This window comes from Mycolicibacterium duvalii (assembly GCF_010726645.1).
Classification (GTDB): Bacteria; Actinomycetota; Actinomycetes; order Mycobacteriales; family Mycobacteriaceae; genus Mycobacterium; species Mycobacterium duvalii.
Genome location: NZ_AP022563.1, coordinates 2867660 through 2894226, shown reverse-complemented (window position 1 = coordinate 2894226; position 26567 = coordinate 2867660). Strand labels below are relative to the sequence as shown.

The 26567-nt window shown below is 70.7% G+C and carries 26 protein-coding genes; 15 read left to right on the top strand and 11 right to left on the bottom strand.

What is annotated here, in order from left to right; all coding sequences use genetic code 11:
* Positions 1-25 precede the first annotated feature (25 nt).
* Together aroQ and G6N31_RS13590 are read left to right on the top strand one after the other, a co-directional pair.
* Positions 26-469, top strand: coding sequence for a type II 3-dehydroquinate dehydratase (gene aroQ, locus G6N31_RS13595; protein WP_098004063.1), 444 nt, complete (start codon positions 26-28; stop codon positions 467-469).
* A complete protein-coding gene (locus G6N31_RS13590; protein WP_098004064.1) occupies positions 469-891 on the top strand; it encodes a hypothetical protein in 423 nt (140 codons plus the stop codon). The genes aroQ and G6N31_RS13590 overlap by 1 nt, the downstream gene beginning before the upstream one ends.
* Here G6N31_RS13590 and G6N31_RS13585 read toward each other — a convergent pair.
* Genes G6N31_RS13585 through G6N31_RS13575 form a run of 3 tightly spaced genes read right to left on the bottom strand, consistent with a single transcriptional unit; the run spans position 828 to position 3017 of the window.
* A complete protein-coding gene (locus G6N31_RS13585; protein ID WP_098004065.1) occupies positions 828-1325 on the bottom strand; it encodes a GNAT family N-acetyltransferase in 498 nt (165 codons plus the stop codon). The two genes, G6N31_RS13590 and G6N31_RS13585, sit on opposite strands and share 64 nt — an antisense overlap.
* The gene (locus G6N31_RS13580) at positions 1318-2418 is read right to left on the bottom strand and encodes an isochorismate synthase (protein ID WP_098004066.1); all 1101 of its coding nucleotides are present in this window, start codon (positions 2416-2418) and stop codon (positions 1318-1320) included. Before G6N31_RS13580 ends, G6N31_RS13585 begins: the two co-directional genes overlap by 8 nt.
* Positions 2415-3017, bottom strand: a complete 603-nt coding sequence (locus G6N31_RS13575; protein ID WP_098004129.1) for an acid phosphatase — start codon at positions 3015-3017, stop codon at positions 2415-2417. The genes G6N31_RS13580 and G6N31_RS13575 overlap by 4 nt, the downstream gene beginning before the upstream one ends.
* 79 nt (positions 3018-3096) lie before the next feature.
* On the opposite strand from G6N31_RS13575, the gene G6N31_RS13570 reads away from it, so the two are divergent.
* Positions 3097-3891: a ParA family protein gene (locus tag G6N31_RS13570; protein ID WP_098004067.1), complete on the top strand. Its 795-nt coding sequence runs from the start codon at positions 3097-3099 to the stop codon at positions 3889-3891.
* Between the two features lie 4 nt (positions 3892-3895).
* Here G6N31_RS13570 and G6N31_RS13565 read toward each other — a convergent pair whose 3' ends face one another.
* Complete coding sequence (locus tag G6N31_RS13565) at positions 3896-5113, bottom strand: Rv3212 family protein (protein WP_098004068.1); 1218 nt, start codon at positions 5111-5113, stop codon at positions 3896-3898.
* Positions 5114-5129: 16 nt separating this feature from the next.
* Positions 5130-6641 carry a DEAD/DEAH box helicase gene (locus tag G6N31_RS13560; protein WP_098004069.1) on the bottom strand — a complete coding sequence of 504 codons (1512 nt, stop codon included), beginning with the start codon at positions 6639-6641 and terminating at the stop codon, positions 5130-5132.
* A 270-nt stretch (positions 6642-6911) separates the two neighbouring features.
* Here G6N31_RS13560 and G6N31_RS13555 point away from each other — a divergent pair, with 270 nt between their 5' ends.
* On the top strand, positions 6912-7640 hold the full coding sequence (locus G6N31_RS13555) for a ferritin-like fold-containing protein (protein WP_179964179.1): 729 nt from the start codon (positions 6912-6914) through the stop codon (positions 7638-7640).
* A gap of 4 nt (positions 7641-7644) precedes the next feature.
* Here G6N31_RS13555 and G6N31_RS13550 read toward each other — a convergent pair whose 3' ends face one another.
* Complete coding sequence (locus G6N31_RS13550; RefSeq protein ID WP_098004070.1) at positions 7645-8475, bottom strand: MmpS family transport accessory protein; 831 nt, start codon at positions 8473-8475, stop codon at positions 7645-7647.
* 249 nt (positions 8476-8724) lie between these two features.
* On the opposite strand from G6N31_RS13550, the gene G6N31_RS13545 reads away from it, so the two are divergent.
* On the top strand, positions 8725-8973 hold the full coding sequence (locus G6N31_RS13545; protein WP_098004071.1) for a DUF3107 domain-containing protein: 249 nt from the start codon (positions 8725-8727) through the stop codon (positions 8971-8973).
* Between the two features lie 22 nt (positions 8974-8995).
* Here the strand turns inward: G6N31_RS13545 and fasR are convergent, their stop codons facing one another.
* Positions 8996-9676 (bottom strand): HTH-type transcriptional activator FasR, encoded by a 681-nt coding sequence (fasR, locus tag G6N31_RS13540; protein ID WP_098004131.1) that lies wholly within the window; start codon positions 9674-9676, stop codon positions 8996-8998.
* Between the two features lie 179 nt (positions 9677-9855).
* Here fasR and G6N31_RS13535 point away from each other — a divergent pair, with 179 nt between their 5' ends.
* The 3 genes from G6N31_RS13535 (at position 9856) to G6N31_RS13525 (ending at position 13091) form a co-directional block, all read left to right on the top strand.
* Positions 9856-10917 (top strand): DUF3152 domain-containing protein, encoded by a 1062-nt coding sequence (locus G6N31_RS13535; protein WP_420090812.1) that lies wholly within the window; start codon positions 9856-9858, stop codon positions 10915-10917.
* Positions 10918-11024: 107 nt separating this feature from the next.
* Positions 11025-12200, top strand: a complete 1176-nt coding sequence (gene moeZ / locus G6N31_RS13530) for an adenylyltransferase/sulfurtransferase MoeZ (protein ID WP_098004073.1) — start codon at positions 11025-11027, stop codon at positions 12198-12200.
* A 36-nt stretch (positions 12201-12236) separates the two neighbouring features.
* Positions 12237-13091 (top strand): TIGR02569 family protein, encoded by an 855-nt coding sequence (locus G6N31_RS13525; RefSeq protein ID WP_098004132.1) that lies wholly within the window; start codon positions 12237-12239, stop codon positions 13089-13091.
* Positions 13092-13161: 70 nt separating this feature from the next.
* Here G6N31_RS13525 and G6N31_RS13520 read toward each other — a convergent pair whose 3' ends face one another.
* Positions 13162-13458: an MGMT family protein gene (locus tag G6N31_RS13520; RefSeq protein WP_098004074.1), complete on the bottom strand. Its 297-nt coding sequence runs from the start codon at positions 13456-13458 to the stop codon at positions 13162-13164.
* Position 13459: 1 nt separating this feature from the next.
* On the bottom strand, positions 13460-14236 hold the full coding sequence (locus tag G6N31_RS13515; protein WP_098004133.1) for an alpha/beta fold hydrolase: 777 nt from the start codon (positions 14234-14236) through the stop codon (positions 13460-13462).
* 79 nt (positions 14237-14315) lie between these two features.
* Here G6N31_RS13515 and G6N31_RS13510 point away from each other — a divergent pair, with 79 nt between their 5' ends.
* Together G6N31_RS13510 and G6N31_RS13505 are read left to right on the top strand one after the other, a co-directional pair.
* Entirely contained in the window at positions 14316-17426 is a 3111-nt protein-coding gene (locus G6N31_RS13510; RefSeq protein ID WP_098004075.1) for an ATP-dependent helicase, read from the top strand.
* The gene (locus G6N31_RS13505; RefSeq protein ID WP_098004076.1) at positions 17423-20707 is read left to right on the top strand and encodes an ATP-dependent helicase; all 3285 of its coding nucleotides are present in this window, start codon (positions 17423-17425) and stop codon (positions 20705-20707) included. The genes G6N31_RS13510 and G6N31_RS13505 overlap by 4 nt, the downstream gene beginning before the upstream one ends.
* A 6-nt stretch (positions 20708-20713) precedes the next feature.
* On the opposite strand, the gene G6N31_RS13500 is transcribed toward G6N31_RS13505, so the two are convergent.
* Entirely contained in the window at positions 20714-21103 is a 390-nt protein-coding gene (locus tag G6N31_RS13500) for a DoxX family protein (RefSeq protein WP_098004077.1), read from the bottom strand.
* 46 nt (positions 21104-21149) lie between these two features.
* On the opposite strand from G6N31_RS13500, the gene G6N31_RS13495 reads away from it, so the two are divergent.
* From G6N31_RS13495 to G6N31_RS13485, 3 genes are read left to right on the top strand one after another with little or no spacing between them, the layout of a single operon-like run.
* A complete protein-coding gene (locus G6N31_RS13495) occupies positions 21150-22226 on the top strand; it encodes a potassium channel family protein (protein ID WP_098004078.1) in 1077 nt (358 codons plus the stop codon).
* Positions 22227-22254: 28 nt separating this feature from the next.
* The gene (nudC, locus tag G6N31_RS13490; RefSeq protein WP_098004079.1) at positions 22255-23181 is read left to right on the top strand and encodes an NAD(+) diphosphatase; all 927 of its coding nucleotides are present in this window, start codon (positions 22255-22257) and stop codon (positions 23179-23181) included.
* A gap of 2 nt (positions 23182-23183) precedes the next feature.
* Positions 23184-23396: a hypothetical protein gene (locus tag G6N31_RS13485; protein WP_098004080.1), complete on the top strand. Its 213-nt coding sequence runs from the start codon at positions 23184-23186 to the stop codon at positions 23394-23396.
* Here G6N31_RS13485 and G6N31_RS13480 read toward each other — a convergent pair whose 3' ends face one another.
* Entirely contained in the window at positions 23397-23648 is a 252-nt protein-coding gene (locus G6N31_RS13480; protein WP_098004081.1) for a mycoredoxin, read from the bottom strand.
* 70 nt (positions 23649-23718) lie between these two features.
* Here G6N31_RS13480 and G6N31_RS13475 point away from each other — a divergent pair, with 70 nt between their 5' ends.
* Together G6N31_RS13475 and G6N31_RS13470 are read left to right on the top strand one after the other, a co-directional pair.
* On the top strand, positions 23719-25854 hold the full coding sequence (locus tag G6N31_RS13475) for an ATP-dependent DNA helicase UvrD2 (RefSeq protein WP_098004082.1): 2136 nt from the start codon (positions 23719-23721) through the stop codon (positions 25852-25854).
* A gap of 415 nt (positions 25855-26269) precedes the next feature.
* Positions 26270-26557, top strand: coding sequence for a WhiB family transcriptional regulator (locus G6N31_RS13470; RefSeq protein ID WP_098004084.1), 288 nt, complete (start codon positions 26270-26272; stop codon positions 26555-26557).
* Positions 26558-26567 lie beyond the last annotated feature (10 nt).

The window sequence follows — 26567 nt, the reverse complement described above, 5'->3', positions numbered from 1 at the left end:
CCGACCGCGCCGGTACCGTACAACGGTGACCGAACGTCGACTGCTTCTCGTCAACGGGCCCAACCTGAACCTGCTCGGGACCCGCCAGCCCGAGGTGTACGGCACGACCACGCTCGCCGAGATCGAGGCGCGGGTGGCCGAGGTGGCCGTCGCGGCCGGCTTCGACGTCCGCGCGGTGCAGAGCAACCATGAGGGCGCACTCGTCGACGCGATCCAGGCCGCCCGCACCGACTGCGTCGGCATCATCATCAATCCCGCCGCCTACAGCCACACCTCGATCGCCGTCGCCGACGCACTGCGCTCGGTGGGGCTGCCGGTGGCAGAGGTGCACCTGAGCAACATCCACGCCCGCGAACCGTTCCGCCACCACTCCTACGTCTCGGCGGTGGCCGAGGTGGTCATCGCCGGCGCCGGACCGCTCGGCTACGAGTTCGCGGTGCAGTTCTTCGCCGACCGGCTGGGCAGCTGATGTCCCCGGCGGTGCGGATCGCCGGCGGAATCGTGGCGCTGCAAGGCTTTCTGGGTCTGGTGATGGCCGTCGTGCTGGTGGTGCGCGAGGCGGCCGGTCATCACGAGGAGGCCATCAGCGGCTACGGCACCGCCGCGTGGTTCGTGATCATGGGGTCCGGTGTGCTGGCCGCGGGCTGGGCCCTGTGGACGGGCCGGCGGTGGGGGCGCGGCATCGCGGTGTTCGCCAACCTGTGCCTGCTCGGGGTGGCGTGGTACGTCTTCAGTTCGGGCCGGCTGTCCTACGCCGTGGTGGTGGCGGCGGTGTCGATCGCGGTGCTGGGGCTGCTGTTCAGTCCGTCAGCGGTGCACTGGCTGACTCAGCCCGGCCCCGACGACGACTCCGCGGCCAACTCGGCCAGCCGTGGGCCCGACACCCGGTAGGTGATCCACTCGTTCTGCGGGACACCGCCGACGCCGTCGTAGAGCGCGATGGCGTTGACGTTCCAGTCCAGCACCGCCCACGTCAGCCGGCTGTAGCCGCGGTCCACGCATTCCCGGGCCAGGGTGGCCAACAGCCGACGCGCCAGCCCGCGCCGGCGGAACTGCGGGCGGACGAACAGGTCCTCGAGGTAGACGCCGGCCACGCCGTCCCAGGTCGAGAAGTTCCGGAACCACAGCGCACCGCCGGCGAGCTGACCGTCCACCTCGGCGACGAGCCCGTAGACGACCGGGTCGGCGCCGAAAAGCGCTTGCCGCAGCTGACTTTCGGTCACGGTGCATTCATGCTCAGCCTGCTCGAAGGCGGCCAGTTCGTGAATCAGCGCGGTCAGTCCGGTTTCGTCGCCGGGCCGCGCGGCGCGGATGGTCTCACTCATCGGCGACTCCCAGCGCCGTCAGAATGGTCCTGAATTTCGTTGTCGTCTCGGCGACCTCGTCGTCGGGATCGGATTCGGCGACGATGCCGCCGCCGGAATGCGCGACCGCGCTGCGCCGGTCGGCGGACAGTTGCGCACCCCGGATCGTCACCACCCAGCGGCCGTCGCCGCGCTGGTCACACCAGCCGACCGTGCCGGCGTAGAAGCCGCGGTTGCCCTCCATCTCGGCGATCAACGCCATCGCCTGGTCGGTGGGGGTTCCGCCGACCGCGGGGGTGGGGTGCAGTGCCAGCGCCAAATCCAATGCGGTCGTCGAACTCTGGCGCAGCGTGCCCGAGATCGGCGTGGACAGATGCCAGACCGCGGCGGTCCTGCTGAGCTCGGGCTGCGGCGCCACGGACAGATCGGTGCACAGCGGTTGGAGCGCGTCGCGCAGCGCATCGACCACCACCTGGTGCTCGTGGCGGTTCTTTGCCGAATCCGCCAGCGCGGCAGCACTTTTCTCGTCTGTGGCAGGGTCGGGGGAACGGGGTGCCGAACCGGCGAAGGGGCGGCACCACACCTGCCGGCCGCGGCGCGCCACCAGCAGTTCCGGGCTCGCCCCGACGATGGCCGTGCCCGAGTAGCCTTCGCCCGCCGCGGACAGGTCGACCAGGTACTCGGTCGCGTCGGCGTCGGCGCCGTGCAGGCGGTGCAGCACGGTGCGGGCGTCGATCGGTGCGTCGGCGGTCAGCTGCAGCGCCCGCGCGAGCACGACCTTCTGCAGGCCACGCGTCGGGTCGGAGAGCCGCTCGACCGCGACGGCGACCCGCCGCCGGTGCTCGGCGGCATCGGGCGACATGCCGGCCACCCGCACCGTGGGCAGTTCGCGCAGCGGCCAGTCCGGCAGTGCGTCGCTGAACGTCACCGATTGCGGGCGGATCAACGCTGCCGGGGCGGACGGGTCGAAAGGCAACGCGCCCATGATGATCGGGGCACTGCGCGACGCCAGCGCGGCCCGCGCGTCGGCGATGCGGGGAAACGCGGTGTGCACGCCGTCGCCGACGACGACGCCGTCGGGTCCGGCGAGGACGAAAGCCGGTTCCCGGGTCATGTCGGATCCGGGTGTCCGGTCAGCCCCAGTGCGCTGAGCTGACGGATGCCGTGCTCGAACCCGCACACCGCGATCGACACCGCCGGCATCGCGAAACGGATGCCCTCGTAGACGGGTTGCTCGATCCAGCGGGTGATCACCGCGCGGGAGAAATGCCCGTGCCCGACGAACACCACGTCGCGAGTGGCCATGTGCCCGAGCGCCAGCTCGATGGCCCGGTCCGCCCGCTCGCACACCTGCGCCGAGGTTTCGCCGCCGGGACAGCCGTGGGTCCACACCAGCCAGTTCGGTACGGCCTTGCGGATCTCGTCGGTGGTGGTGCCCTCGTAGTCGCCGTAATCCCATTCGCTGATCAGCGGGTTGACCTCGTCGACGGTCAGGCCGGCCAGTTCGGCGGTGCGCTGCGCGCGTTGCCGGGGGCTGCAGACCACATACGGGTCGCGCAGAGCAATCTGGCCCAGCGTGGCGGCCGCGGCCTGCGCCTGGCCGCAGCCGCGTTCGGTCAGGTCGAGTTCGGTGTGACTGGTGTGCCGACCGGTCCGCGACCATTCCGTCTCGCCATGGCGAAACAGAATCAGGCGGTGCTGCAAGAGGGCCACACCCATCGATTGTGCCGCACCGGTGACGACGCACGCGCGCCGCGGACGGCTTTTGACTGCGCATGACACACTGGTCCGTGTGACGCGAGTACTTGCGGTCGCCAATCAAAAGGGTGGGGTCGCCAAAACGACGACGGTGGCGTCGCTGGGCGCGGCGATGGTCCAGCATGGGCAGCGGGTTCTGCTCGTCGATCTCGATCCGCAGGGTTCCCTGACGTTCTCGCTGGGCCAGGATCCGGACAAGCTGCCGGTGTCGGTGCACGAGGTGCTGCTCGGCGAGGTGGAACCCGACGCGGCGCTGGTCGACACCCCGGAGGGCATGACCCTGCTGCCGGCCAACATCGACCTGGCCGGCGCGGAGGCCATGCTGCTGATGCGGGCGGGCCGCGAACACGCCCTCAAGCGGGCGTTGGCCAAGATCAGCGACGCCTACGACGTGGTGATCATCGACTGCCCGCCCTCGCTGGGGGTGCTGACCCTCAACGGGCTGACCGCCGCCGACGAGGTGATCGTCCCGCTGCAGTGCGAGACGCTCGCCCACCGCGGCGTCGGGCAGTTCCTGCGCACCGTCGGCGATGTGCAGGCGATCACCAACCCCGACCTGAAGTTGCTGGGCGCGCTGCCCACGCTGTTCGATGCGCGGACCACCCACAGCCGTGACGTGGTGTTCGACGTCGCCGACCGCTACAACCTGCCGGTCCTCGCGCCGCCGATCCCGCGGACGATCCGGTTCGCCGAGGCCAGTGCATCGGGTTCGTCGGTGTTGACCGGGCGCAAGAACAAGGGCGCGATCGCCTACCGGGATCTGGCTGCCGCGCTGCTCAAGCACTGGAAGAGCGGCAAACCGCTGCCCACCTTCACTCCGGAGATCTGAGCGCTCAGCTCAGCGCGACGAGCTCGCCGCCCCGCTGCTCGAGCAGCATCGACCCGGCCACGGCGGGCACCACCGGCCCGGCGACGTCCATGGCCGGCCGCTGCAGCGGAATGTGGCGCTCACCGGCGCCGGTCTGCGGATCGAACACGTCGTAGCCGCCCGTGACCGGAACCAGCAGCCGGCCGGCCATGATCGTTGCCGGGCCGATCGGCGCGTTGCCGTCGGCCGCGGCGACGCTGTACTTGTACTGCAGATCGTCGCCGGAGAACACCATCAAGGTGTCGCCGGTCCACCAGGTGATCAGGTCACCGACCCGGGACGCGGTGGCCTCCGGTGTGGCCGGCGAGGGCACTACGGTGCTGGCGATCGTGGTACCGGTGTCGTCGATGATGTCCACCCGCGGGGCGGGCGTGGAGACGTAGACCGCCGTGGTCGTCCCGGCGACCGCGACCACCCGGGCACCGCTGCCCTCGGGGACGCCGTTCTGCTGGACGTACTGCACCTCCGGCACGTCCTCCTCGTCGGAGGGCCGCAGCAGGGTCAGGCGCAGGTCGGCCTGGTTCCCGCAGGCCTCGAGTACCGACACCGCCGAGGAACTGGCCGCCGCCGACACCAGCCGGCACAGCGGCGTGGCAGGAACGTCGGGCTTGATCGGGGCATCCAGCGCGCCGTAACTGAGCATGCGCACCATGTCCGACCGCCACATCTCCAGTCGGGTGGGCCCGGCCGAGAGCACGGTCGTCCCGTCGGTCGACAATTCGACCTGGTCGTCGGCGTAGCTGCTGCGGGCCGGTCCGCGTGTGCCGGTCTCGGCGTCGACGGTGCTGACCTGGCCGCATCCGCGGCTGTCCGGGTACACCGCCACCGCGTAGTCATAGACCCAGGTCACGCCGCACAGCTGCCGGTCGCGGGCGTAGGTCCACACGGTGTCGCCGGTGGCCGGGTCGCGGCCCTGCACGGTCTGCCCGTCGCCGGTGACCACCGCCCCGGCTACCACCAGCGGACGGGTGGTCGTCGGGCTGGGCGCGCTCCAGCGTTGCGTCAGCGTGTCGGGCACCGTCTCGGCCGGTTCCAGGGACGGCACCGGCGCGACGGCGGGTCGGCTGACCGTAGCCCGCGCGTCGCTGTTCCACCAGACCGCGACCGCGACCAGTGCGACGACCGCGGCGATCGCCGCTGCCGCCACCAGGTCCGCCCGGGTGCGGCGTTTCGGTCTGACCATCGCGGGCCGGGCGGTGCTAGCTGCTCGGCGTGGCAGCGGTCTGACTGGCCGCCGTCGCCTTGTTCGGGCGCCGGCGCCGACGACGGCGCCCGGACCCCGAGCGTGCCTCCGCGGCCTCACCGTTGCTGCCGCCGGCGGCGTCGCCGTCGGCCGGCGTGGCGGCCTCGGCGCCGTCCGGGTGCCCACTGACGGGCTTACCGGCCCGGGTGCGGCGGCGGTTGCGGTTGCGGGCGGGCTTCTCGCTGCGCTCGCGGGGCTCGCGCGGCGGCTTGTCGGCCGTGCGCTTCGCCTTACCGATCGAACCGCCGGCCTCGGCCGGGATGTTCAACTCGTCGTAGAGGTGCGGCGAGCTGGAGTAGGTTTCGGCCGGGTCGGGCGTGTCGAGGCCGAGCGCCTTGTCGATCATCGACCAGCGGGGCAACTCGTCCCAGTCGACCAGCGTGACCGCGATGCCGGTCTTGCCGGCGCGACCGGTGCGGCCGATGCGGTGCACATAGGACTGCTCGTCCTCGGGGATCTGGAAGTTGATGACGTGCGTGATGTCGTCGATGTCGATGCCTCGGGCCGCGACGTCGGTGGCCACCAGCACGTCGACCTCGCCGGTGCGGAACGCCTTGAGCGCCTTCTCGCGGGCGCCCTGGCCCAGGTCGCCGTGTACGGCGCCGACTTTGAAGCCGCGTTCGCCGAGCTCGTCGGCGACCTTCTGGGCGGTGCGCTTGGTGCGGGTGAAGATCATCGTCGCGCCCCGGCCCTCCGCCTGCAGGATGCGGGCCACCATCTCGACCTTGTCGAGCGCGTGCGCGCGGTAGGCGAACTGCTCGGTGGTGTCGTGGGTCTGCGACGACTGCGCCGACTCCGCGCGGATATGGGTGGGCTGGGTCATGAAGGTGCGCGCCAGCGTGATGATCGGGTCCGGCATGGTCGCCGAGAACAGCATCGCCTGCCGCTGCGCCGGGATCTGCTTGAGGATGCGCTCGATATCGGGCAGGAAGCCCAGGTCGAGCATCTCGTCGGCCTCGTCGAGCACCAGCGTCGAGAGCCCGCCGAGCTGCAGGTGTCCCTGCTGGGCGAGGTCGAGCAGCCGGCCCGGGGTGCCCACGACGACGTCGACACCCTTCTGCAGCGCCTCGATCTGCGGCTCGTAGGGCCGTCCGCCGTAGATGGCGGTCACGGTGAGCTTGCGGGTCTCGTCGGCGGAGAGGTACTTCGATGCGGCGACCAGGTCGCCGTGCACCTGGATGCACAGCTCGCGGGTCGGCACCACGACCAGCGCCCGCGGAATGCCCGACAGCGGGCGTTCGGTGTCGGTGGTGATCCGGTGCAGCAGCGGAACACCGAAGGCGTAGGTCTTGCCCATGCCGGTGCGGGCCTGCCCGATGAGATCGTCGCCGGCCAGCGCCAGCGGCAGGGTCAGCTCCTGGATCGCGAAGGCGTGTTCGATGCCGTTCTCGGCAAGTGCGCGGACGATCTCCTCGCGGACGCCGAGCTCGGCGAAGGACGGGGTGGTATGCGGGGTTACGGGAGTCATGCTGGGTAGACGAAGCCTTTCACTGTTCAATCCTCATGCGTTTGTCACGCGCGCATGAGTTGTGAAGAGAACTTCGCCGGGCCCAGCGCTGAGGGGGCGGGCCGCCTGCATGCACGCACATTGCCAAGGTGTCTGCGACGAGTGCTCGTCGACCGGACCTGATAGGTGATCTGTCGACCTGTGCGCCGACACCGTGGTCCATGGTAACGGGTCGAGCCGCCGAACACCGCACGCGGCGCTTGCCAGGGGCCCGGCGTCTAGAGTTGCGTCATGACTTCTCCGCGGACTTCTGCGCCGACATCGCAGCCGTCAGCACCGGCTGCCGAGGGCCAGGACGTCTCCGGAAAAGCGGCGCCGATCACCTCGGAGCACCCCGGGATCAACGAGCTGTTCGCGCTGCTCGCCTATGGCGAGGTGGCCGCGTTCTACCGGCTGACCGAAGAAGCCCGGATGGCCCCCAACCTGCTGGGACGTATCAACATGGCCAGCATGGCGGCCGCGGAGATGAACCACTACGAACTGCTGCGCGACGCGCTGGAACACCGTGGTGTCGACGTCGTGCCGGCGATGACCAAGTACGCGTCCGCGCTCGAGAACTATCACCGGCTGACCACTCCCAGCACCTGGTTGGAGGCGTTGGTCAAGACCTACATCGGCGACGCGATGGCCGCCGATTTCTACCTCGAGATCGCCGGCTCCATGCCGCCCGACGCCGCCGGCGTGGTGCGGTCGGTGCTGTCCGAGACGGGGCACTCGCAGTTCGTCGTCGCCGAGGTCCGCGCCGCCGTGACGGCCAGCGACCGCCAGCGCCACCGCCTGGCGCTGTGGTCGCGCCGCCTGCTGGGGGAGGCGATCACCCAGGCCCAGTACGTGCTCGCCGACCACGACGAGCTGGTCGACCTGGTGATGTCGGGCGGCGGGCTGTCACAGATGACGGATTTCTTCGACCGGCTGCAGCAGACCCACAGCAACCGCATCGAGGAGCTCGGCCTGGGCTGACGCGCTACCGCGTGCAGTTGGTGATCATCGAGTTGGAGTTCTGCGCGACCAGCAGCGCGCCGTTGGCGTCGGTGATGCTGCAGTTCAGCTTGCCGCCCACACTGGTCGCGGTGACCGAGCTCAGCGTGACGCCGGGGTCGAGCACCACGGTCTTCGACCACGGCAGCGCGACGTTGACCTCGGTCTGCAACGCGCCCTGCTGGTCGGTGTAGATGACGGTCACCATGTCGAGCAGCGCCCGGTCGCCGGTGACGCGGTAGGTGACCGTGCCGGGGGCGGCCGCGGCCGGCGGCGGCGCGGCCTGCGGTGCCGGCAGCACCGGCGCGGGCGTCGCTGACGGCGCCGGCGCCTCCGGGGTGGGGGTGATGGTGGTGATGGTCTCGGCGGGCAGGGACCGTGTCGGCGGCGCGGCGATCCGCGGCGCCGGTGGGGCCGTCGTCGACGGTGCCGGCGCGGCGGCGCTCGGGCTCGGGGCATCGGAGGTCACGACGGTCGCCGACACCGATCCGCTGTCGCTGCCGCTGAGCATGGTGCTGACGACGATGACCGCGACGAACAGGATCGTTCCGGCCACTCCGCCGATCCACATCCAGCGCCGGTCGACGTGCGCTTCGTCGACGTACTCGTCGTAGTCCTCGACAGCGTCGTAGGACCGGTCATAGCGCCGGTCATAGGACCGATCGAACGGCGGCATCGCGTCGGTATCGAGGTCGGCGTTGTCCTCGAAGTCCTCGTACGGCTCGTAGTCCAGGCCGCTCGACCTGCCGCGCCCGCTGCGGAGTCGTTCGGTCGGCGTCAGCGAGTACGGCGAATTCGCGGTGTATGACCTGTTCATCCTGCTGTCCCAGTCGTCTGCTTCCCGGTTGCGGGCCTGATGCTATCGATGCAGAAGTGACAGATGAGGCTGACGCGCGTCCGTCGCGGTCACGGTCGGGACTCAGTTCGGTCGCCTCCGCATCGCGGCGCCGGTCGGGATCGGGGCGCGCGTTCGCCCAGGGCTGAGGTGGCGGCGCGGCGGCACGCCGTCGACGTCTACTAACCTGCTGGAGACGAAGTTTCGCCAACCAACAGAAGGGTTTCCACCGTGGAGGTCAAGATCGGTGTCACCGACAGCCCGCGCGAATTGGTTCTCAACAGCGCGCAGACACCGGCCGAGGTGGAGAAGTTGGTCGTCGACGCCCTCGACGCCGGCACCGGGGTGCTGGCCCTGACCGACGAGAAGGGCCGACGCTTCCTGGTGCCCAACGCGAAGATCGCCTACGTCGAGATCGGCCCGGCCGAGGCCCGCCGCGTCGGGTTCGGGGTGGGGCTCGACGCCGGTAAGAAGGACTAGCCGACCCGCCCGCCGGCCCGGACTAGGACCGGGTCAGCGGCACGTGGGACAGCCCACCCCAGATGAAGGCCACGGTGCCCTCGACGGCGTCGTCCTTGTCGATCGGACGCTCGTTGTTCAGCCAGTAGCGCGCCGAGTCGACGCTGATGCTGACCAGGCCGACCGCGATCATCCGGGCGCGGTGCGGCTCGAGCCCCGAGTCGTGGCTGATCAGGTCGAACACCGCGTCGGTGCACGACTCGGTGGCCACCTTGACCTGCGCGGCCACCTGCGGTTCGGTCACGTAATCGTTCTCGAAGATCAGCCGGTAACCCTGGCCGTCGTGCTCGATGAAGTCGAAGAACGCCTGCACCGCGGCGCGCACCCGCTGCCGGTTGTCGGTGGTGGTGCGCAGCGCCTGACGCACGCCGGAGACCAGATTGTCCACATGGCGCGCGAGCACCGCGAGGTACAGCTCGACCTTCGACGAGAAGTGTTGATACAGCACCGGTTTGCTGACTCCGGCACGATCGGCGATCTCGTCCATGCCGGCGGCGTGATAGCCGCGGTCGACGAAAACCTCGCTGGCGGCGGCCAGAAGCTGCCCTCGGCGCTCGTCCCGGGGCATCCGGTTGCCGCGCCGGGCGGCGCCGGCACCGGAAACCCCGCTGCCGTTGGCGGGCTGGCCGCTCCGCCGCTGCGCCGTCTTGGCGAGTTCGCTCATCAGAACCTCGAGTGTCACCGCCGGACCTACCGGCGTCGTCGTCATTGCCTGTAATGGCTCGCTCTGACACTACTACCGATCGCTGATCTCTCCTGTGAGGACATGTGTTCCGGGGCCGGGGCGACCCGGCGGTGGCGCGCCGGAGCTGCAGGGCCGCCGTGCTATGTCATTCTGTTGCGGTGACCTATGACTCCCGTGTGCGCGGAGGGCAAGTGGGTCCCGAGGGCCACGAGAACGGGCGCGTACCGGTGCTGCACGACCAGTGGCGCGAGCCGCTGCGCGCACTGCGCGACCCGTTGGCCGAACAGCCTGGTCGGATCCGGTCCAACCGGGACGAGCACAAGCGGTGGCGCAAGCAGACCTGGCTGGGCCGTTTCGTGTCGACCTACGGCTGGCGCGCGTACGCGCTGCCGGTGCTCGTGGTGCTGACCGCGGTGGTCATCTACCAGACCATCACTGGGACCAGCGCGCCGCCGCTGGTCGCCGACGCCGAGGACCCGGTACAGGGCCCGCCGACCATCGGCGCGGCCAGCACCGAGATCGTCGGCGCGCCACCGAAGGGGCTGACCGAGTTCGACGCCAACCTGCCGACCGGGATCCTGCCCGACGGCGGACCGTTCACCCCGGCCGGTGCCGGCACCTGGCGCATCGTGCCCGGGGCCACCCCGCAGGTGGGGCAGGGCACCACGAAGGTGTTCACCTACACCGTCGAGGTGGAGGACGGCATCGACACCACGACGTTCGGCGGCGACGACGGCTTCGCCCGGATGGTCAGCGAGACGCTGGCCAATCCCAAGAGCTGGACGCACAATCCGCAGTTCGCGTTCGTCCGGGTCGACGCGGCCGCCGGGGTGCCGCCCGACTTCCGGGTGTCGCTGACCTCCCCGATGACCATCCGCAACGGCTGCGGCTACGACATCCAGCTCGAAGCCTCCTGCTACAACCCGGCCTTCGAGGGGCAGCCCCGCGTGTTCGTCAACGAGGCGCGCTGGGTGCGCGGCGCGGTGCCGTTCCAGGGCGACGTGGGCTCCTATCGGCAGTACCTGATCAATCACGAGGTCGGACACGCCATCGGCTATCAGCGCCACGAACAGTGCGCCGAGAACGGCGAGCTGGCGCCGATCATGATGCAGCAGACCTTCTCCACCAACAACGACGACGCGGCCCGTTTCGACCCCGGCACCGTCGTCCCCGACGGCAAGACCTGCCGCTTCAACCCCTGGCCGTATCCGATCGCTTGACCTCGGTCGCGGGAGATCGCCGCCCGGTCCGGGAAGCTGGGGGCCCTCGTTGCTGTTGTGCCCAGTACCTGCTGAGATGGTTCTATCGCCAACCAAGGAGATACTCGGTGTCATCCCCGTTACCGCCGCTGGTCGAGCCAGCGGCCGAACTCACCCATGACGAGGTCGCCCGCTACAGCCGGCACCTCATCATCCCCGACCTCGGGATGGACGGGCAGAAACGGCTGAAGAACGCCAAGGTGCTGGTCATCGGTGCCGGCGGTCTGGGCTCGCCGACGCTGCTGTACCTGGCCGCGGCCGGTGTCGGGACCATCGGGATCGTCGAGTTCGACGTCGTCGACGAGTCGAACCTGCAGCGTCAGATCATCCACGGCCAGTCCGACATCGGGCGGCCCAAGGGGCAGAGCGCGCGGGACTCCATCCACGAGATCAACCCGTTGATCGACGTCCGTCTGCACGAGTTCCGGCTGGAGCCCGACAACGCGGTCGAACTGTTCGAGCAGTACGACCTGATCCTCGACGGCACCGACAACTTCGCGACCCGCTACCTGGTCAACGATGCGGCCGTGCTGGCCGGAAAGCCCTATGTGTGGGGCTCGATCTACCGGTTCGAAGGCCAGGTCTCGGTGTTCTGGGAGGACGCGCCCGACGGATTGGGCCTGAACTACCGCGACCTGTACCCCGAGCCGCCGCCGCCGGGGATGGTGCCGTCCTGCGCCGAGGGTGGCGTGCTCGGCATCCTGTGTTCGTCGATCGCGTCGGTGATGGGCACCGAGGCGATCAAGCTGATCACCGGGATCGGTGAGCCGCTGCTGGGCCGGTTGATGGTCTACGACGCGCTGGACATGACCTACCGCACGATCAAGATCCGCAAGGATCCGTCGACGCCGAAGATCACCGAGCTGATCGACTACGAGGCGTTCTGCGGCGTGGTGTCCGAGGACGCCGCCCAGGCGGTCGCCGAGTCCACCGTCACCCCGCGGGAACTGCGCGACATGCTCGATTCGGGCAAGTACGCGCTGATCGACGTCCGCGAATCGGTCGAGTGGGACATCAACCGCATCGACGGCGCCGAGCTGATCCCGAAGTCGGCCATCGAAGCCGGCGACGGCCTGGCCAAGTTGCCGCACGACCGCGTGCCGGTGCTGTACTGCAAGACCGGCATCCGCTCGGCCGAGGCGCTGGCGGCCGTGAAGAAGGCCGGGTTCTCCGATGCGCTGCACCTGCAGGGCGGGATCGTGGCCTGGGCCAAGCAATACGAACCCGACATGGTGATGTACTAACGCGGGGTGGCCGCCGGTTGCAATTACGCTGATGCGGTGACCGCAGAGCGACCACCAGAGCACGTACTCACGGCTTTCGGGCTGTCCGGGGTGCAGCCGGTGCCGCTCGGCGCCAGCTGGGAGGGTGGCTGGCGCTGCGGTGAGGTCGTGTTGTCGCTGGTGCCCGACCACGCCCGCGCGGCGTGGTCGGCCAAGGTGCGCGAGACCCTGTTCGTCGACGGGGTGCGGCTGGCGCGGCCGGTGCGCTCGACCGACGGACGCTATGTCGTCGCCGGCTGGCGCGCCGACACCTACGTGGCCGGCACGCCCGAACCCCGCCACGACGAGGTGGTCTCGGCCGCGGTCCGGTTGCACGAGGCCACCGCCAAGCTCGAACGTCCCCGGTTTCTGACCCAGCCGCCGGTGGCGCCGTGGTCGGACGTCGACGTGTTCACCGCCGCCGACCGGGCCGCCTGGGAGGACCGGCCGCTGCACTCGCTGCCGCCGGGCGCGCGGGTGGCGCCCTCGACGACGGACGGGCAGAAGTCGATCGAGCTGATCAACCAGCTCGCCGCGCTGCGCCGACCCACCAAGAGCCCGAGCCAGCTCGTGCACGGCGACCTGTACGGCACGGTGCTCTTCGCCGGCACCGCCGCGCCCGGCATCACCGACATCACGCCGTACTGGCGGCCCCCGGCGTGGGCCGCCGGCGTGATCGTCGTCGATGCGCTGTCCTGGGGCGAAGCCGACGACGGCCTCATCGAACGGTGGAACACGCTGCCGGAGTGGCCGCAGATGTTGTTGCGCGCGTTGATGTTCCGGCTTGCCGTGCACGCGCTGCACCCGCGGTCGACCTCGGCGGCGTTCCCCGGTCTGGCCCGCACGGCCGCCCTGGTGCGCCTGGCCGCCTGATCCTGCGCGGAATAGCATTCCTGGCTGTGATAACGGCCCAATCGCAGCCCTGGCTTCACTTCCGCGGCGTTCAGAACGCGTGGCGATACTGCCGCAGCGGCACCCGGCCGTCGACGGCCGGCACCCCCTCGGTGCGCAGTCGTGCAAGTTGCTCGCTGCGCAGATGCGGTGCGGGCTCGCCCGATGCTCGGATCACGCGGTGCCAGGGCAGGTCCGACGAATCGGTGCGCATGATCCAGCCGACGATACGGGCACTGGAAAGCCCTGCCGCAGCGGCGATGTCGCCGTAGGTCGCCACGCTGCCCGCGGGGATCGCCGCGACCAGCGCCCGCACCGTCTCAACCTGCTCGTCGGTGATCGCCGGCACGTCAGGCCAGGTGTCGGCGGATCAGCTCCGCGGTCTCCCCGGGGCGGGCCAGCGGCACCATGTGATCGCAATCCCATTCCAGCACGGTCAGATTCGCGCCGAGCCCGGCATCGAGGCCGGCGATCAGCTCGTCGGAGGCATACGGCGGATCGACACGGGCGGCGCGGACCAGCGTGGTCGGAGTGCCGTCCCGCGGGATCGGGACGGGCCGGGTCAGCTCACTCCAGTAACACAGCATCGCCGGGACGCTGATCCGCCACCCGGTGCGTCCGTTGGGCAGGTCGACGAGATGCTCGTCGAGTTCACGTTCCAGCTCGCTGTCGGCGACCTCGGCCCACGAGCCGTCGACCTTCTCCTGGCGGGCCTCGGCGCGGTCGGTGTAGTCCGGCGAGGCGTACATCTGGTCGGCGATCTCACGCATGCGGGCGCCGTCGAGGCCCACCGCCGGGTCGAGCAGCACCAGCGCGGCGACCGCATCCGGGCGCGCGGCGGCCAGGTTGAGCGCCAGCGCGCCGCCGAACGAATGACCCACGATCACCGCGGGAGGCCCGTCGTCGAGCAACGCCGCCAGGGCCGCGACGTTGGCGTCGATGGTCCAGGGCGGATCCCACGACGAGTGGCCGTGGCCGAGCAGATCCGGTGCGAGCGCGCTGATGTCGGGCAGGTGCCGCTCGAACAGCGTCTCCCAGCGCTTGCCGTGGCCGGTCAGCCCGTGGATGGCCAGGACGCGGGCCGGCCCGGCGGGCCCGTAGCGGTAGGTGTGCAGAACGTCGGTCACGACCGTCGATGCTGCCAGCCCGCACAGAGCCCGGTCCACTCGACGGCGCGATGTCAGACCCTCGTGGTGTCATGCCCTCATGTCTGCGCCGCACACCGAACTGACCCCGGAGGCCCTGAGCCGAGGGCACATGCGTGGCCCCGTCCGGGTGGTGGGCGGCCCCGGCACCGGCAAGAGCACCCTGCTGGTCGATACGGCGGTCGCCCACATCCAGGACGGCTGCGAACCTGAATCCGTGCTGCTGCTGACAGGTTCGGCACGCCTGAGCGCGCAGGCCCGCGCCGCGATCACGTCGCGTCTGCTCACCGCCGGAGGCCGCCGTGCGGTGCGGGAACCGCTGGTGCGCACGGTGCACTCGTACGCGTTCGCGGTGCTGCGACTGTCCGCGCAGCGCACCGGCAGCCCGCCGCCGCGGCTGATCACCAGCGCCGAACAGGACGGAATCATCCGGGAACTGCTCGCCGGCGACGCCGAGGACGGCGACGCGGGCCCGGTGCGGTGGCCGGTGCGCCTGCGGCCGGCGCTGACGACCGCCGGGTTCGCCACCGAGTTGCGCGATCTGATGGCGCGCTGCGGTGAGCGCGGGGTCGATCCCGTTGAGCTGCAACGTATCGGCCGACTCGCCGGTCGCGACGAATGGCAGGCCGCCGGCCGCTTCGCGCAGGCCTACGAGCAGATCATGCTGCTGCGCTCGGCGGTCGGGATGGCCGCCCCGCAGGCGACCACCCCGGCGCTGGGTGCCGCCGAGCTGGTCGGCGCCGCGCTGGAGGCCCTGGCCACCGATGCCGACCTGCTGGCCGCCGAACGTGCCCGTGTCCGGGTGCTGCTGGTCGACGACGCCCAGCACCTCGATCCGCAGGCAGCGCGGCTGGTCAGCGTGCTTTCCGCAGGCGCGGAACTGACGGTGATCGCCGGTGACCCGCAGCAGACCGTGTTCGGCTACCGCGGCGCCAGCCCGGCATTGCTCAGCGGGGACGGTCCCACACTGCGGCTGACGGCGTCGCACCGGTGCGCGGCACCGGTGGCCGAGGCCATCACCGCCGTCGCGGCCCGCCTGCCCGGCGGTGAATCCCGGCAAGAGTTCACCGGCACCGCAGCCGACGGGTCGCTGTCGGTGCGCATCGCGGCGTCCGCCCACGCCGAATCTGCGCTGATCGCCGACGCGTTGCGGCGCGCACACCTGGTCGACGAGGTGCCGTGGAGCCAGATGGCGGTGATCGTGCGTTCGGTGCCCCAGATGGGGGCGGCGCTGGGCCGGGCGCTGACGGCCGCCGGGGTGCCGGTCGACGTGGCGCACAACGAGGCCGCGCTGGCCGATCAGCCGGCGGCGCGGGCGTTGCTGACCGTGCTGGCGGCCACCGCCGAGGGGCTGGACGCGGCGACGGCGCTCGCGCTGGTGACCGGACCGATCGGCCGCGTGGACCCTGTGTCGCTGCGCCAACTGCGGCGCGCCCTGCGCCGTGCCGCCGGGCAGCGCGTCGACGGGGAGAGGCTGCTTGTCGAGGCGTTGCGGCACGACATCGACGGACTGTCCGACGAGCAGGCCCGGCCTCTGCGACGTGTCCGCGCGGTGCTGGCCGCAGCCCGGCGCAGCGTCGACGAGGGCCACGATCCCCGGCACACGCTGTGGCAGGCGTGGCATCGCTCGGGTCTGCAGCGCCGATGGCTGGCGGCCGCCGAGCGCGGCGGGCCGGGCGGTGCGCAGGCAGACCGCGATCTCGACGCGGTGACGGCGCTGTTCGACGTCGCCGACCAGTACGTGACCCGCACTGCGGGCGCCTCGCTGCGGGGTCTGGTCGACCATGTGTCGGGCCTGGCCCTGCCGCCGGTGCGCCGCGACGACACCGCGGCCGATGCGGTGTCGGTGCTCAGCGCGCACTCGGCGCTGCACCGGGACTGGGAGTTCGTCGTGCTCGCCGGCGTGCAGGAGGGCCTGTGGCCGAACACCGCCCCGCGTGGCGGTGTACTGGCCACCGGCCGGCTCGTCGACGTCATCGACGGCGTCACCGAACCCGGACAACGGGAGTTGCCCAGCCGTGCACCGCTGGTGGCGGAGGAGCGCCGGCTGCTGATCGCCGCGATGGGCCGGGCGCGCAGCCGGCTGCTGGTCACCGCCGTCGACAGCGACGACGACGAAGCGCTGCTGCCCTCGCCGTTCTGCCATGAGCTCGCCGCGGTGGCCACCGAGTCGGTGGCCGAGCCGGCCGAGCCCGTCCGCGCGCCCCGGGTGCTGGCGCCGTCGGCGCTGGTGGGGCGCCTGCGGGCAGTGGTGTGCGCGCCGCCCGGCGTCGTCGATGAGGTCCAGCGAGCCTGCGCGGCAGCGCAATTGGGCCGACTCGCCGAGGCCGGAGTCGCCGGCGCCGACCCGGCCTCGTGGTATGGCATGCAGCAGTTGTCCACAACCGATCCGTTGTGGGTCGGCGACGGGCACGTGGTCACGCTGTCGCCGTCGACGCTGCAGACGCTCTCGGACTGCCCGCTGCGCTGGCTGTTGGAACGACACGGCGGGGCGCGGGGCCGCGACGTCCGCTCGACGCTGGGCTCGCTGGTGCACGCGCTGGTCAGCGAGTCGGGTCGCAGCGAGCCGGCTCTGCTCGCCGAGCTCGAGAAGGTCTGGGGCGAACTGCCGTTCGATGCGCAGTGGCACGCCGACAACGAGCTGGCCCGGCACGCGGAGATGTTGCAGACCTTCCTGCGCTGGCGCGCGCAGACCCGGGGCGAACTGACCGAGGTCGGCACCGAGATCGACGTCGACGGGCAGATCGAGGACCCGACCGGGGATCTGCCGGGGGTCCGCGTGCGCGGGCGGCTCGACCGGGTGGAACGGGACAACGCCGGCCGGCTCGTCGTCGTCGACGTCAAGACCGGTAAGAGCCCCTTCACCAAGGACGACGCACAGAACCACGCCCAGCTCGCGATGTATCAGCTGGCTGTCGCCGCGGGTCTGCTCGCCGACGGCGACCAGCCCGGCGGCGGACGCCTGGTCTATCTGGGCAAGACCAGCCGCGGCGGTGCCACCGAACGTGACCAGGCCGCGCTGACTCCCGAGGCCGTCGCGCAGTGGCGCGCCGAGGTGGTCCGCACCGCCGCGACCACGCAGGGCCCGGCGTTCCTCGCCAAGGTCAACGACGGCTGCGCACACTGCCCGGTGCGCTCGATGTGCCCCGCCCAGAACAGGAGCCAGCAGTGACCGACGTGCGCTACAGTCCCGCCGAATTGGCCGACGCACTCGGGCTTTTCGCGCCGACCGAGGAGCAGGCCGCCGTGATCTCGGCCCCGCCCGGGCCGCTGGTGGTGATCGCCGGCGCCGGAGCCGGCAAGACCGAGACGATGGCGGCGCGGGTGGTGTGGCTGGTCGCCAACGGCTTCGCCCGACCCAGCGAGGTGCTCGGGCTGACGTTCACGCGCAAGGCTGCCGGGCAGCTGCTGCGGCGGGTCCGGGCCCGGCTGGCCCGGCTGGCCGGTGCGGGCCTGATGATCCCCGGCGCCGACATCACCGAGGACCCGGTCACCATCAGCACCTACCACGCGTTCGCGGGCACGCTGCTGCGCGAGTTCGGGCTGTTGAGTCCCCCGAGCGCGAGCTGCCCCCAACCCGTCGAGCCCGACGTCCGTCTGCTCAGCGAAACCGAATTGTGGCAGCTGGCCTTCCGGGTGGTCTGCGAGTACCCCGAGGAACTGCCCACCGAGAAGTCCCCGGCGGCGGTCACCGCGATGGTGCTCAAGCTGGCCGGTCAACTCTCCGAACACCTGGTCGACACCGACCAGCTGCGGGACACGCACGTGGAGTTGGAACGGCTGGTGCACACGTTGCCGGCCGGCCGTTGGCAGCGTGACCGCGGGCCCAGCCAGTGGCTGCTGCGGATGCTGGCCACGCAGACCGAACGAACCTTGTTGGTGCCGTTGATCGATGCGCTGCACCGGCGGATGCGCGAGGAGCGTGTCGTCGACTTCGGCATGCAGATGGCCTCGGCGGCGCGGTTGGCGGCGCAGTGCCCGCAGGTGGGGGAGCAGCTGCGGCAACGCTTCCGGGTGGTGCTGCTCGACGAATACCAGGACACCGGGCACGCGCAGCGCGTCGCGTTGTCCGCGCTGTTCGGCGGCGGCGCCGACGACGGTCTGGCGTTGACCGCCGTCGGTGACCCGATCCAGTCGATCTACGGGTGGCGCGGCGCGTCGGCGACCAACCTGCCGAGGTTCACCACCGACTTCCCGCGCTCGGACGGCAGCCCGGCACCGGCGCTGGAACTGCGCACGAGCTGGCGCAACCCCCCGGAGGTTCTGCACCTGGCCAACGAGGTCTCCACCGACGCGCGCCGGCGGTCGGTGGCGGTGCGCGCGTTGCGGTCCCGGCCCGGCGCCGAACCCGGTGATGTGCACTGCGCGCTGTTCACCGACGTCGAGGCCGAACGCGAATGGGTGGCCGACGAGGTGGCCCGGCGCTACCACGCCGGGGTGGCAGCTGCCGGTTCGGCGCCCACTGCGGCAGTTCTGGTGCGCCGCAACGCCGACGCCGCGCCGATGGCCGACGCACTGAGTCGGCGCGGTGTGGCCGTCGAGGTCGTCGGGGTGGCGGGACTGTTGGCGGTGCCCGAGGTGGCCGACGTGGTCGCGATGCTGCGGTTGGCGGCCGACCCGACGGCCGGACCGGCGGCGCTGCGCGTGCTGACCGGGCCGCGGTGGCGCCTCGGGGCCCGCGACATCGCCGCGTTGTGGCGCCGCGCGGTGACCCTGCACGCCGGTGACCCGGTCCCGACGGCTGGCAGCGTCGCCGAGCAGGTGGTCGCGCAGTCCGGCCCGGACGTCGACGAAGCGTGTCTGGCCGACGCGTTGAGTGATCCCGGGCCCGCGGAAGCGTATTCGGCGGCGGGCTATGCGCGCATCGTCGCTGTCGCCCGGGAGCTGACCGCGCTGCGCGCCCATCTGGACAGCCCGCTGCCCGAACTGGTCGCCGAAGTGCGCCGCGTGCTGGGCGTGGACGCCGAGGCGCGCGCGGCACGCCCGGTCACCGCCGGCTGGTCGGGGACTGAGCACCTCGACGCGTTCAGCGACGTGGTGGCCGACTATGCGTCGCGACCGGGTGCGACCGTGACCGGGATGCTGGCGTATCTCGACACCGCCGAAGAGGTCGAGAACGGGCTGGCCCCCGCCGAGATCAGCGTGGCCGAGGACCGCGTCCAGATCCTGACCGTGCACGCCGCGAAAGGACTGGAGTGGCAGATCGTCGCGGTGCCCCACCTCAGCGGCCGGGTGTTCCCGTCGACTGCGCTGCCGCGCACCTGGCTGACCGATGCGTCCGACCTGCCCCCGCTGCTGCGCGGCGACTGCGCGGCGGTGTCCGAGCACGGCGTGCCGGTACTCGACACCTCCGATGTCAGCGATCGGAAAGGATTGTCGGACAAGATCTCCGACCACAAGCGCAGCCTCGAGCAGCGGCGCACCGACGAGGAGCGGCGCCTGCTGTACGTGGCGATCACCAGGGCCGAGCAGACCCTGCTGGTCTCCGGGCACCACTGGGGAGCCACCGAGTCCAAGCCTCGTGGCCCGTCGACGTTCCTGTGCGAGCTCAAGGACATCATCGACGCGTCGGCCGCGGCGGGTAGCCCGTGCGGCACGGTCGACCGATGGGCCGACGCGCCCGCCGACGGTGACACCAACCCGCTGCGGGAACGCGCGGTGGAGGCGATGTGGCCGGTCGATCCCCTCGCGACCCGACGCGCGGACACCGACCGCGGCGCCCACCTGGTCGCGCAGGCGATGTCGGGCGACCTACCGCCGGCCGAGACGGTCGACGACCACGGGTGGTCCGCCGACGTCGACGCGCTGTTGGCCGAACGCCGCCGCGCCCAGCAGCGGCCGCCGGTGCCGCTGCCCGCGGCGCTGTCGGTGAGCACGGTGGTGGACCTGGGGCGTGATCCCGAAGCCGCGGTGGCGCGCCTGCAGCGCAGACTGCCCCGCCGGCCCGACGCCCACGCATTGCTGGGCACCGCCTTCCACGAATGGGTGCAGCGGTACTTCCAGTCGGACAAGTTGTTCGACCTCGACGACCTGCCCGGCGCGGTGGACGCCGACCGGCAGGACGACGGCGAACTCGAGGAACTGCAGGCAGCGTTCGCCGTCTCGCCGTGGGCTGCGCGCACCCCGATCGACGTGGAGGTGCCGTTCGACATGATGCTCGGCGACCGGGTGGTGCGCGGCCGCATCGACGCCGTGTTCGCCGACGATGACGGCGGTGTCACCGTGCTGGACTGGAAGACCGGCGAGCCGCCGGCCACGCCGGAAGAGTTGCAGCACAATGCCATCCAGTTGGCGATCTACCGACTGGCCTGGGCGCGACTGCAGGGCTGCCCCCCGTCATCGGTGCGCGCGGCGTTCCACTACGTACGCCACGGCCAGACCGTGACACCCGAGCACCTGCCCGGCCCCGAGGAGCTGGCCACCCTGATCGCACGCGGCGACCTGGCGGCCTGAGCGTCGTCAGGACTGCCGATAGATCTTCAGGGCCTGGGTGATCATCGGGATCTGCAGCGGCAGCCGGGCCAGCGCCGCCAGCCGCATCGGCAGCGGCTTGTTCTTCCACAGCCGGACCATGTTGACGTTGGCCGGGAACACCGAGACGTAGAGCGCCACGGCGGCCAGCGCCCCGGCCCGGCGGGTGCGCGGCGCCAGCAGCATGCCGCCGATGGCGATCTCGGCGACGCCGGAGGCGTAGGTGTAGGTGCGGGCGCTGCCGGGCAGTTCGGCCGGGACGATGCCGTCGAACGGCTTCGGTGCGATGAAGTGCAGCGCCCCGATGCCCAGCAGCATCGCCGCCGTCCGGTATGCGCGTGTCGTGGCCTGCTGTGCTGCCGCCGGGGAAGAGGTCATGATTACATTGTGCTGGTGCGGCAGCCTCATCCCGTGACGGACCCCCGTGGCTAAGGGCAGGCTGCGGCGACGGCTCAGTCGTATCAACCAGCCGCTGGCCGACCGGCCCGTGCACTCGCTGGTGGACCGCGTCCAGATCCCTCAGGACATCCCCAGCCCGTGGCTGCGCATCACGAAGCGGATCGTCATCGCGCTGGCGGTGCTGTGCGCGGTCGTGCTGATCGTCTACATCGACCGAGACGGCTACCGTGACAATCAGGGCGACGGTCTCAGCCTTCTCGATTGCTTCTACTACGCCACGGTGTCGCTGTCCACCACCGGCTACGGCGACATCACCCCGGTCACCGCGGGAGCGCGTCTGGTCAACGTCCTGGTGATCACCCCGCTGCGCGTGGCGTTCCTGATCGTGCTGATCGGAACCACGGTCGAAACCCTCACGACCGAGTCGCGACAGGCGTTCAAGATCCAGCAGTGGAGGAACAAGGTGCGCAACCACACCGTCGTCATCGGATACGGAACGAAGGGACGCACCGCTGTCGCGGCGATGGTCGGTGACGAGATCGCCCCGGGCGACATCGTCGTCGTCGACGAAGACACCGCTGCTCTCGAGCGTGCCAAGAGCGCCGGCTTGGTCACGGTGCGCGGTACCGCGACCGACTCCGAGGTCCTGCGGCTGGCCGGCGCCCAGCACGCCAAGACGATCATCGTCGCCGCCAACCGGGACGACACCGCCGTGCTGGTCACGCTCACCGCACGCGAACTCGCGCCGAATGCGAAGATCATCGCCGCGGTGCGGGAATCCGACAACGAACACCTGCTCAAGCAATCCGGTGCGGATTCGACGGTGGTGACCTCCGAAACCGCGGGCCGTCTGCTCGGCATCGCGGTGCAGACCCCGAGCGTCGTGGCGATGATGGAGGACCTGCTGACCCCTGACGCCGGCTTCGCAATCGCCGAGCGCGAGGTGACGACGAAAGAAGTCGGCAGCTCTCCGCGTCACCAAACCGACATCGTGCTCGGTGTCGTGCGCGGCAACAAGCTGATCCGCGTCGACGATGCCGAGGTAGACGCACTCGAACTGGGTGACCGGCTGCTCTACATCCGCAGCAACGAGGAGCGATGAGCGCTTGCGGGAAGAGCAACGAGGAGCGATGAGTTCATTCCGGCTGCGGCAGGTGCCGTTGCTGTCGCGGGTCGGTGCCGACCGCGCCGACGCGTTGCGCACCGACATCGACGCAGCCGTGGCGGGCTGGCCCGACGCGCTGCTGCTGCGCGTGGACCGGCGCAACCAGGTACTGATCTCGGCGGGCCGGGCCGTGCTCAACAGCGCCGCCTCGATCGGCGCCCGGCCGCCGGAGCACGCGGTGTTCCTCGGCCGGCTCCACGACGGTCGCCACGTCTGGGCTGTGCGTGCCGAACTCGAACCGCCCGACGACCTGGACACGCCGGTCGAGGTGCTCGACCTGCGGCGCACCGGCGACGTGTTCGACGACGTCAGCGCCCAGCTGGTGGCCACCGCCACCGCGCTGCTCAATTGGCATGACAGCGCCCGGTTCTCACCCGTCGACGGGGCCGCGACCACACCGATCAAGGCCGGCTGGTCGCGGCTCGACCCGCTCACCGGGCGCGAGGAGTTCCCGCGCATCGACCCGGCGGTGATCTGCCTGGTGCACGACGGTCATGACCGCGCGGTGCTGGCCCGCCAGACCGTGTGGCCCCAGCGGTTGTTCTCCATCCTGGCCGGCTTCGTCGAGGCCGGCGAGTCCTTCGAGTCGTGTGTGGTCCGCGAGATCGCCGAGGAGATCGGCCTGGCCGTCACCGACGTCGAATACCTGGGCAGTCAGCCGTGGCCGTTCCCCCGCTCGCTGATGGTGGGGTTCCACGCCCTCGGGGACCCCGAGCAGGAGTTCTCGTTCAACGACGGGGAGATCGCCGAGGCGGCCTGGTTCACCCGAGAGGAGATCCGCGAGGCGCTCGGCCGGGGCGACTGGAGCTCCGCATCCGACGCCCGCCTGCTGCTGCCGGGGTCGATCTCCATCGCCCGCGAGATCATCGAGTCCTGGGCAGCGCAGGACTGACCGTGGAGTCGATGATCCCCGCCACCGTCCGGCAAGCCCGATGGCTGTTGGTCGGCGGCGTTCTGATGGCCGTGCTGGGCGTGCTGCGCCTCGTCGGCTTCATCAACCACGGCGGCCTCGTCTACCTCGTGATGGCCGCGCTGTTCCTGATGCTCGCGGTGCTGTCGGTGGTCGCCGGGGTCACCCGCATCCGCCGCGGCGACCCCGACGCCTGACTACACGGCGAGCTTGGCCTTGACCTGCTTGATGCTCGGGTTGGTCAACGTCGACCCGTCGGCGAACTTCAGCGTCGGCACCACGTGGTTTCCGTTGTTGACCGACCCGACGAAGTCCGCGGCGTCGGGGTCGGCCTCGATGTCGACCTCGGTCCACGAGATCCCCGCGGACTTCAGCGCCATCTTCAGGCGCACGCAGTAGCCGCACCATGTCGTCGTGTACATCGTCACGGTGGCGTTCTCAGCGCTCATAAGCACTTCAACGTAGTCGACGCACCCGACATGCCCGTCCCGAGGTCCGCGTCTGTCAGCGGGCGCTGCCATGATGGTCGCCATGGCCCCGACAGCGCACGACAAGCTGCTCGGTGACCTCGACGAGGAGCAGCGCGACGCCGTGCTGGCCCCGCGCGGGCCGGTGTGTGTGCTCGCCGGTGCCGGCACCGGCAAGACCCGCACCATCACCCGTCGCATCGCCCACCTGGTCACCGCTGGACACGTCGCACCCGGGCAGGTGCTGGCGGTCACGTTCACCCAGCGCGCCGCGGGGGAGATGCGCGCCCGGCTGCGCGGCCTCGGCGGCGACGACGCCGAAGCGTCGACCGCGTCGGTGCAGGCGATGACGTTCCACGCCGCGGCCCGCCGACAGCTGTCCTACTTCTGGCCGCGGGTGGTCGGTAGCACCGACTGGCAGCTCCTCGATTCCAAGTTCGCGATCGTCGCCCAGGCGGCCAACCGCACCGGCCTGCCCACCGGCACGGAGAACGTGCGTGACCTCGCCGGTGAGATCGAATGGGCCAAAGCCTCACTGATCAGCCCCGAGACCTACCCGGCCGCGGTGGCGGAGGCGGGCCGCGACATCCCGTTCGACGCCGAGAAGATCGGCCAGGCCTACGTCGGCTACGAGTCGTTGAAGGCGCGCCGCGACGGCATGGCGCTTCTGGATTTCGATGACCTGCTGCTGCATACCGCCGCCGCCATCGAGAACGACGCCGCCGTCGCCCAGGAGTTCCGCGACCGGTACCGGTGTTTCGTCGTCGACGAGTACCAAGACGTGACCCCGCTGCAGCAGCGGGTCCTCGATGCGTGGCTCGGCGATCGGGACGATTTGACCGTCGTCGGCGACGCCAACCAGACCATCTACTCGTTCACCGGCGCCTCGCCACGCTATCTGCTGGACTTCTCCCGGCGCTTCCCGGACGCCGCGGTCATCCGGCTCGAACGCGACTACCGCTCCACCCCGCAGGTGGTGTCGCTGGCCAACCGGGTCATCGCCGCCGCCCGCGGCCGGATGGCCGGCAGCAGACTGCACCTGGTCGGTCAGCGCCCGCCCGGCCCCGCACCGCAGTTCAAGGAGTATCCCGACGAGGTCGCCGAGGCCGCCGCGGCGGCGGCCGGCATCAAGAAGCTGATCGAGTCGGGCACCCCGGCAGCCGAGATCGCCGTGCTCTACCGGATCAACGCCCAGTCGGAGGTCTACGAGGAGGCGCTGACCGAGGCCGGCATCCCGTTCCAGGTCCGCGGCGGCGAAGGGTTCTTCACCCGCCAGGAGGTGCGGCAGGCGCTGCTGGCCCTGCAGCGCACCGCCGAGCGGGTGCCGCCCGACGCGCAGCCACCGGCCGGAGCCGAACTGTCCGAACTGGTGCGCGCCACGCTGGAGCCGCTCGGACTGACCGCCGAGGCGCCGCTGGGCACGCGGGCGCGCGACCGGTGGGAGGCGCTGGTCGCGCTGGCCGAGCTGGTCGACGACGAGGTCGCGCAGCGACCTCAACTGGACCTGCGCACCCTGCTCGGCGAGCTACGGCAGCGCGCGGACTCCCGGCACCCTCCGGTGGTGCAGGGCGTCACGCTGGCCTCGCTGCACGCGGCCAAGGGCCTGGAATGGGACGCGGTGTTCCTGGTCGGCCTCGCCGACGGCACGCTGCCCATCTCGCACGCGCTCAGCCACGGCGCCGACAGCGAACCCGTCGAGGAGGAGCGCCGGCTGTTCTATGTCGGAATCACCAGGGCGCGAGTGCATTTGACGCTCAGCTGGGCGCTGGCCCGCAACCCCGGGGGGCGCCAGGGTCGCCGTCCGTCGCGCTTTCTCAACGGCATCGCACCGCAGTCGCAGCGCGAGGACGGTCCCAGCCGGCCGCGCAAAGCGCGCGGACCGGCGCCGCGCTGCCGCGTCTGCAACGCGGCGTTGACGTCGTCGGCGGCGATCATGCTGCGCCGCTGCGAAAGCTGCCCGTCCGACATCGATGAACAGCTGCTCTCCGACCTCAAAGAGTGGCGGTCGCAGCGGTGCAAGGAGATGAAGGTTCCGGCGTATGTGGTGTTCACCGACAACACACTGATCGCCATCGCGGAATCGCTGCCGGCCGACGACGCGGCGCTGGTCGCCATCCCCGGCATCGGTGCCCGCAAGCTCGAACAGTTCGGCGCCGACGTGCTCGCACTGGTCAAGAGCCGCCAATAATCATCAAGATCGTGCCAAAAGCACTGGTCAAAAATGTGTTGTGGGCAAGAACTGATACCGTCTAGCCTCGAGGAACACGTGCGAAAGGAGGGTGCCGCGATCATGAAGAGCAATCACGCAGTCATTGGCGTAACTGCTTCGGTCATGCGCGGCACTGCCGTCTTCGCTGTCGCCGGGGCGCACCCCGCCATTGCCACCGCCGCTGCCGCCGCGCCGCGCAAGCGTCGCGCCGCCCGCGCGATTGCCGCGTCCGTGAGGGGATTCCGCTAGGTAGACCCGCTCAACGCCTCAAGGCCACGGACCCGCAATCACGGATCCGTGGCCGTTTTGTTTTTCCGCCCATCGGCCCGGATCTCCCAGTCACTGACAACCCAGCAACCCGACCACCGACGACGGAGAAAGCAGAGGACCGGACATGTCTGCAGGGACATGCGAGACGACATGCGATGAAACGAAGCTGGCGTTGCCGTGTCACGTCGAGGACCCCGATCTGTGGTTCGCCGAAGATCCGCGCGACCTCGAACGTGCCAAGGAGCTCTGCGCCGGATGCCCGCTGCAGCGCGAATGCCTGAACGCGGCACTGCAGCGGCAGGAGCCCTGGGGCGTCTGGGGCGGCGAAATCCTCGACCGGGGTGCCGTCATCGCCCGCAAGCGGCCTCGGGGGCGTCCCCGTAAGGACGCGAAAGACCCTGTCGCCGCGTGAGATTCGCCGG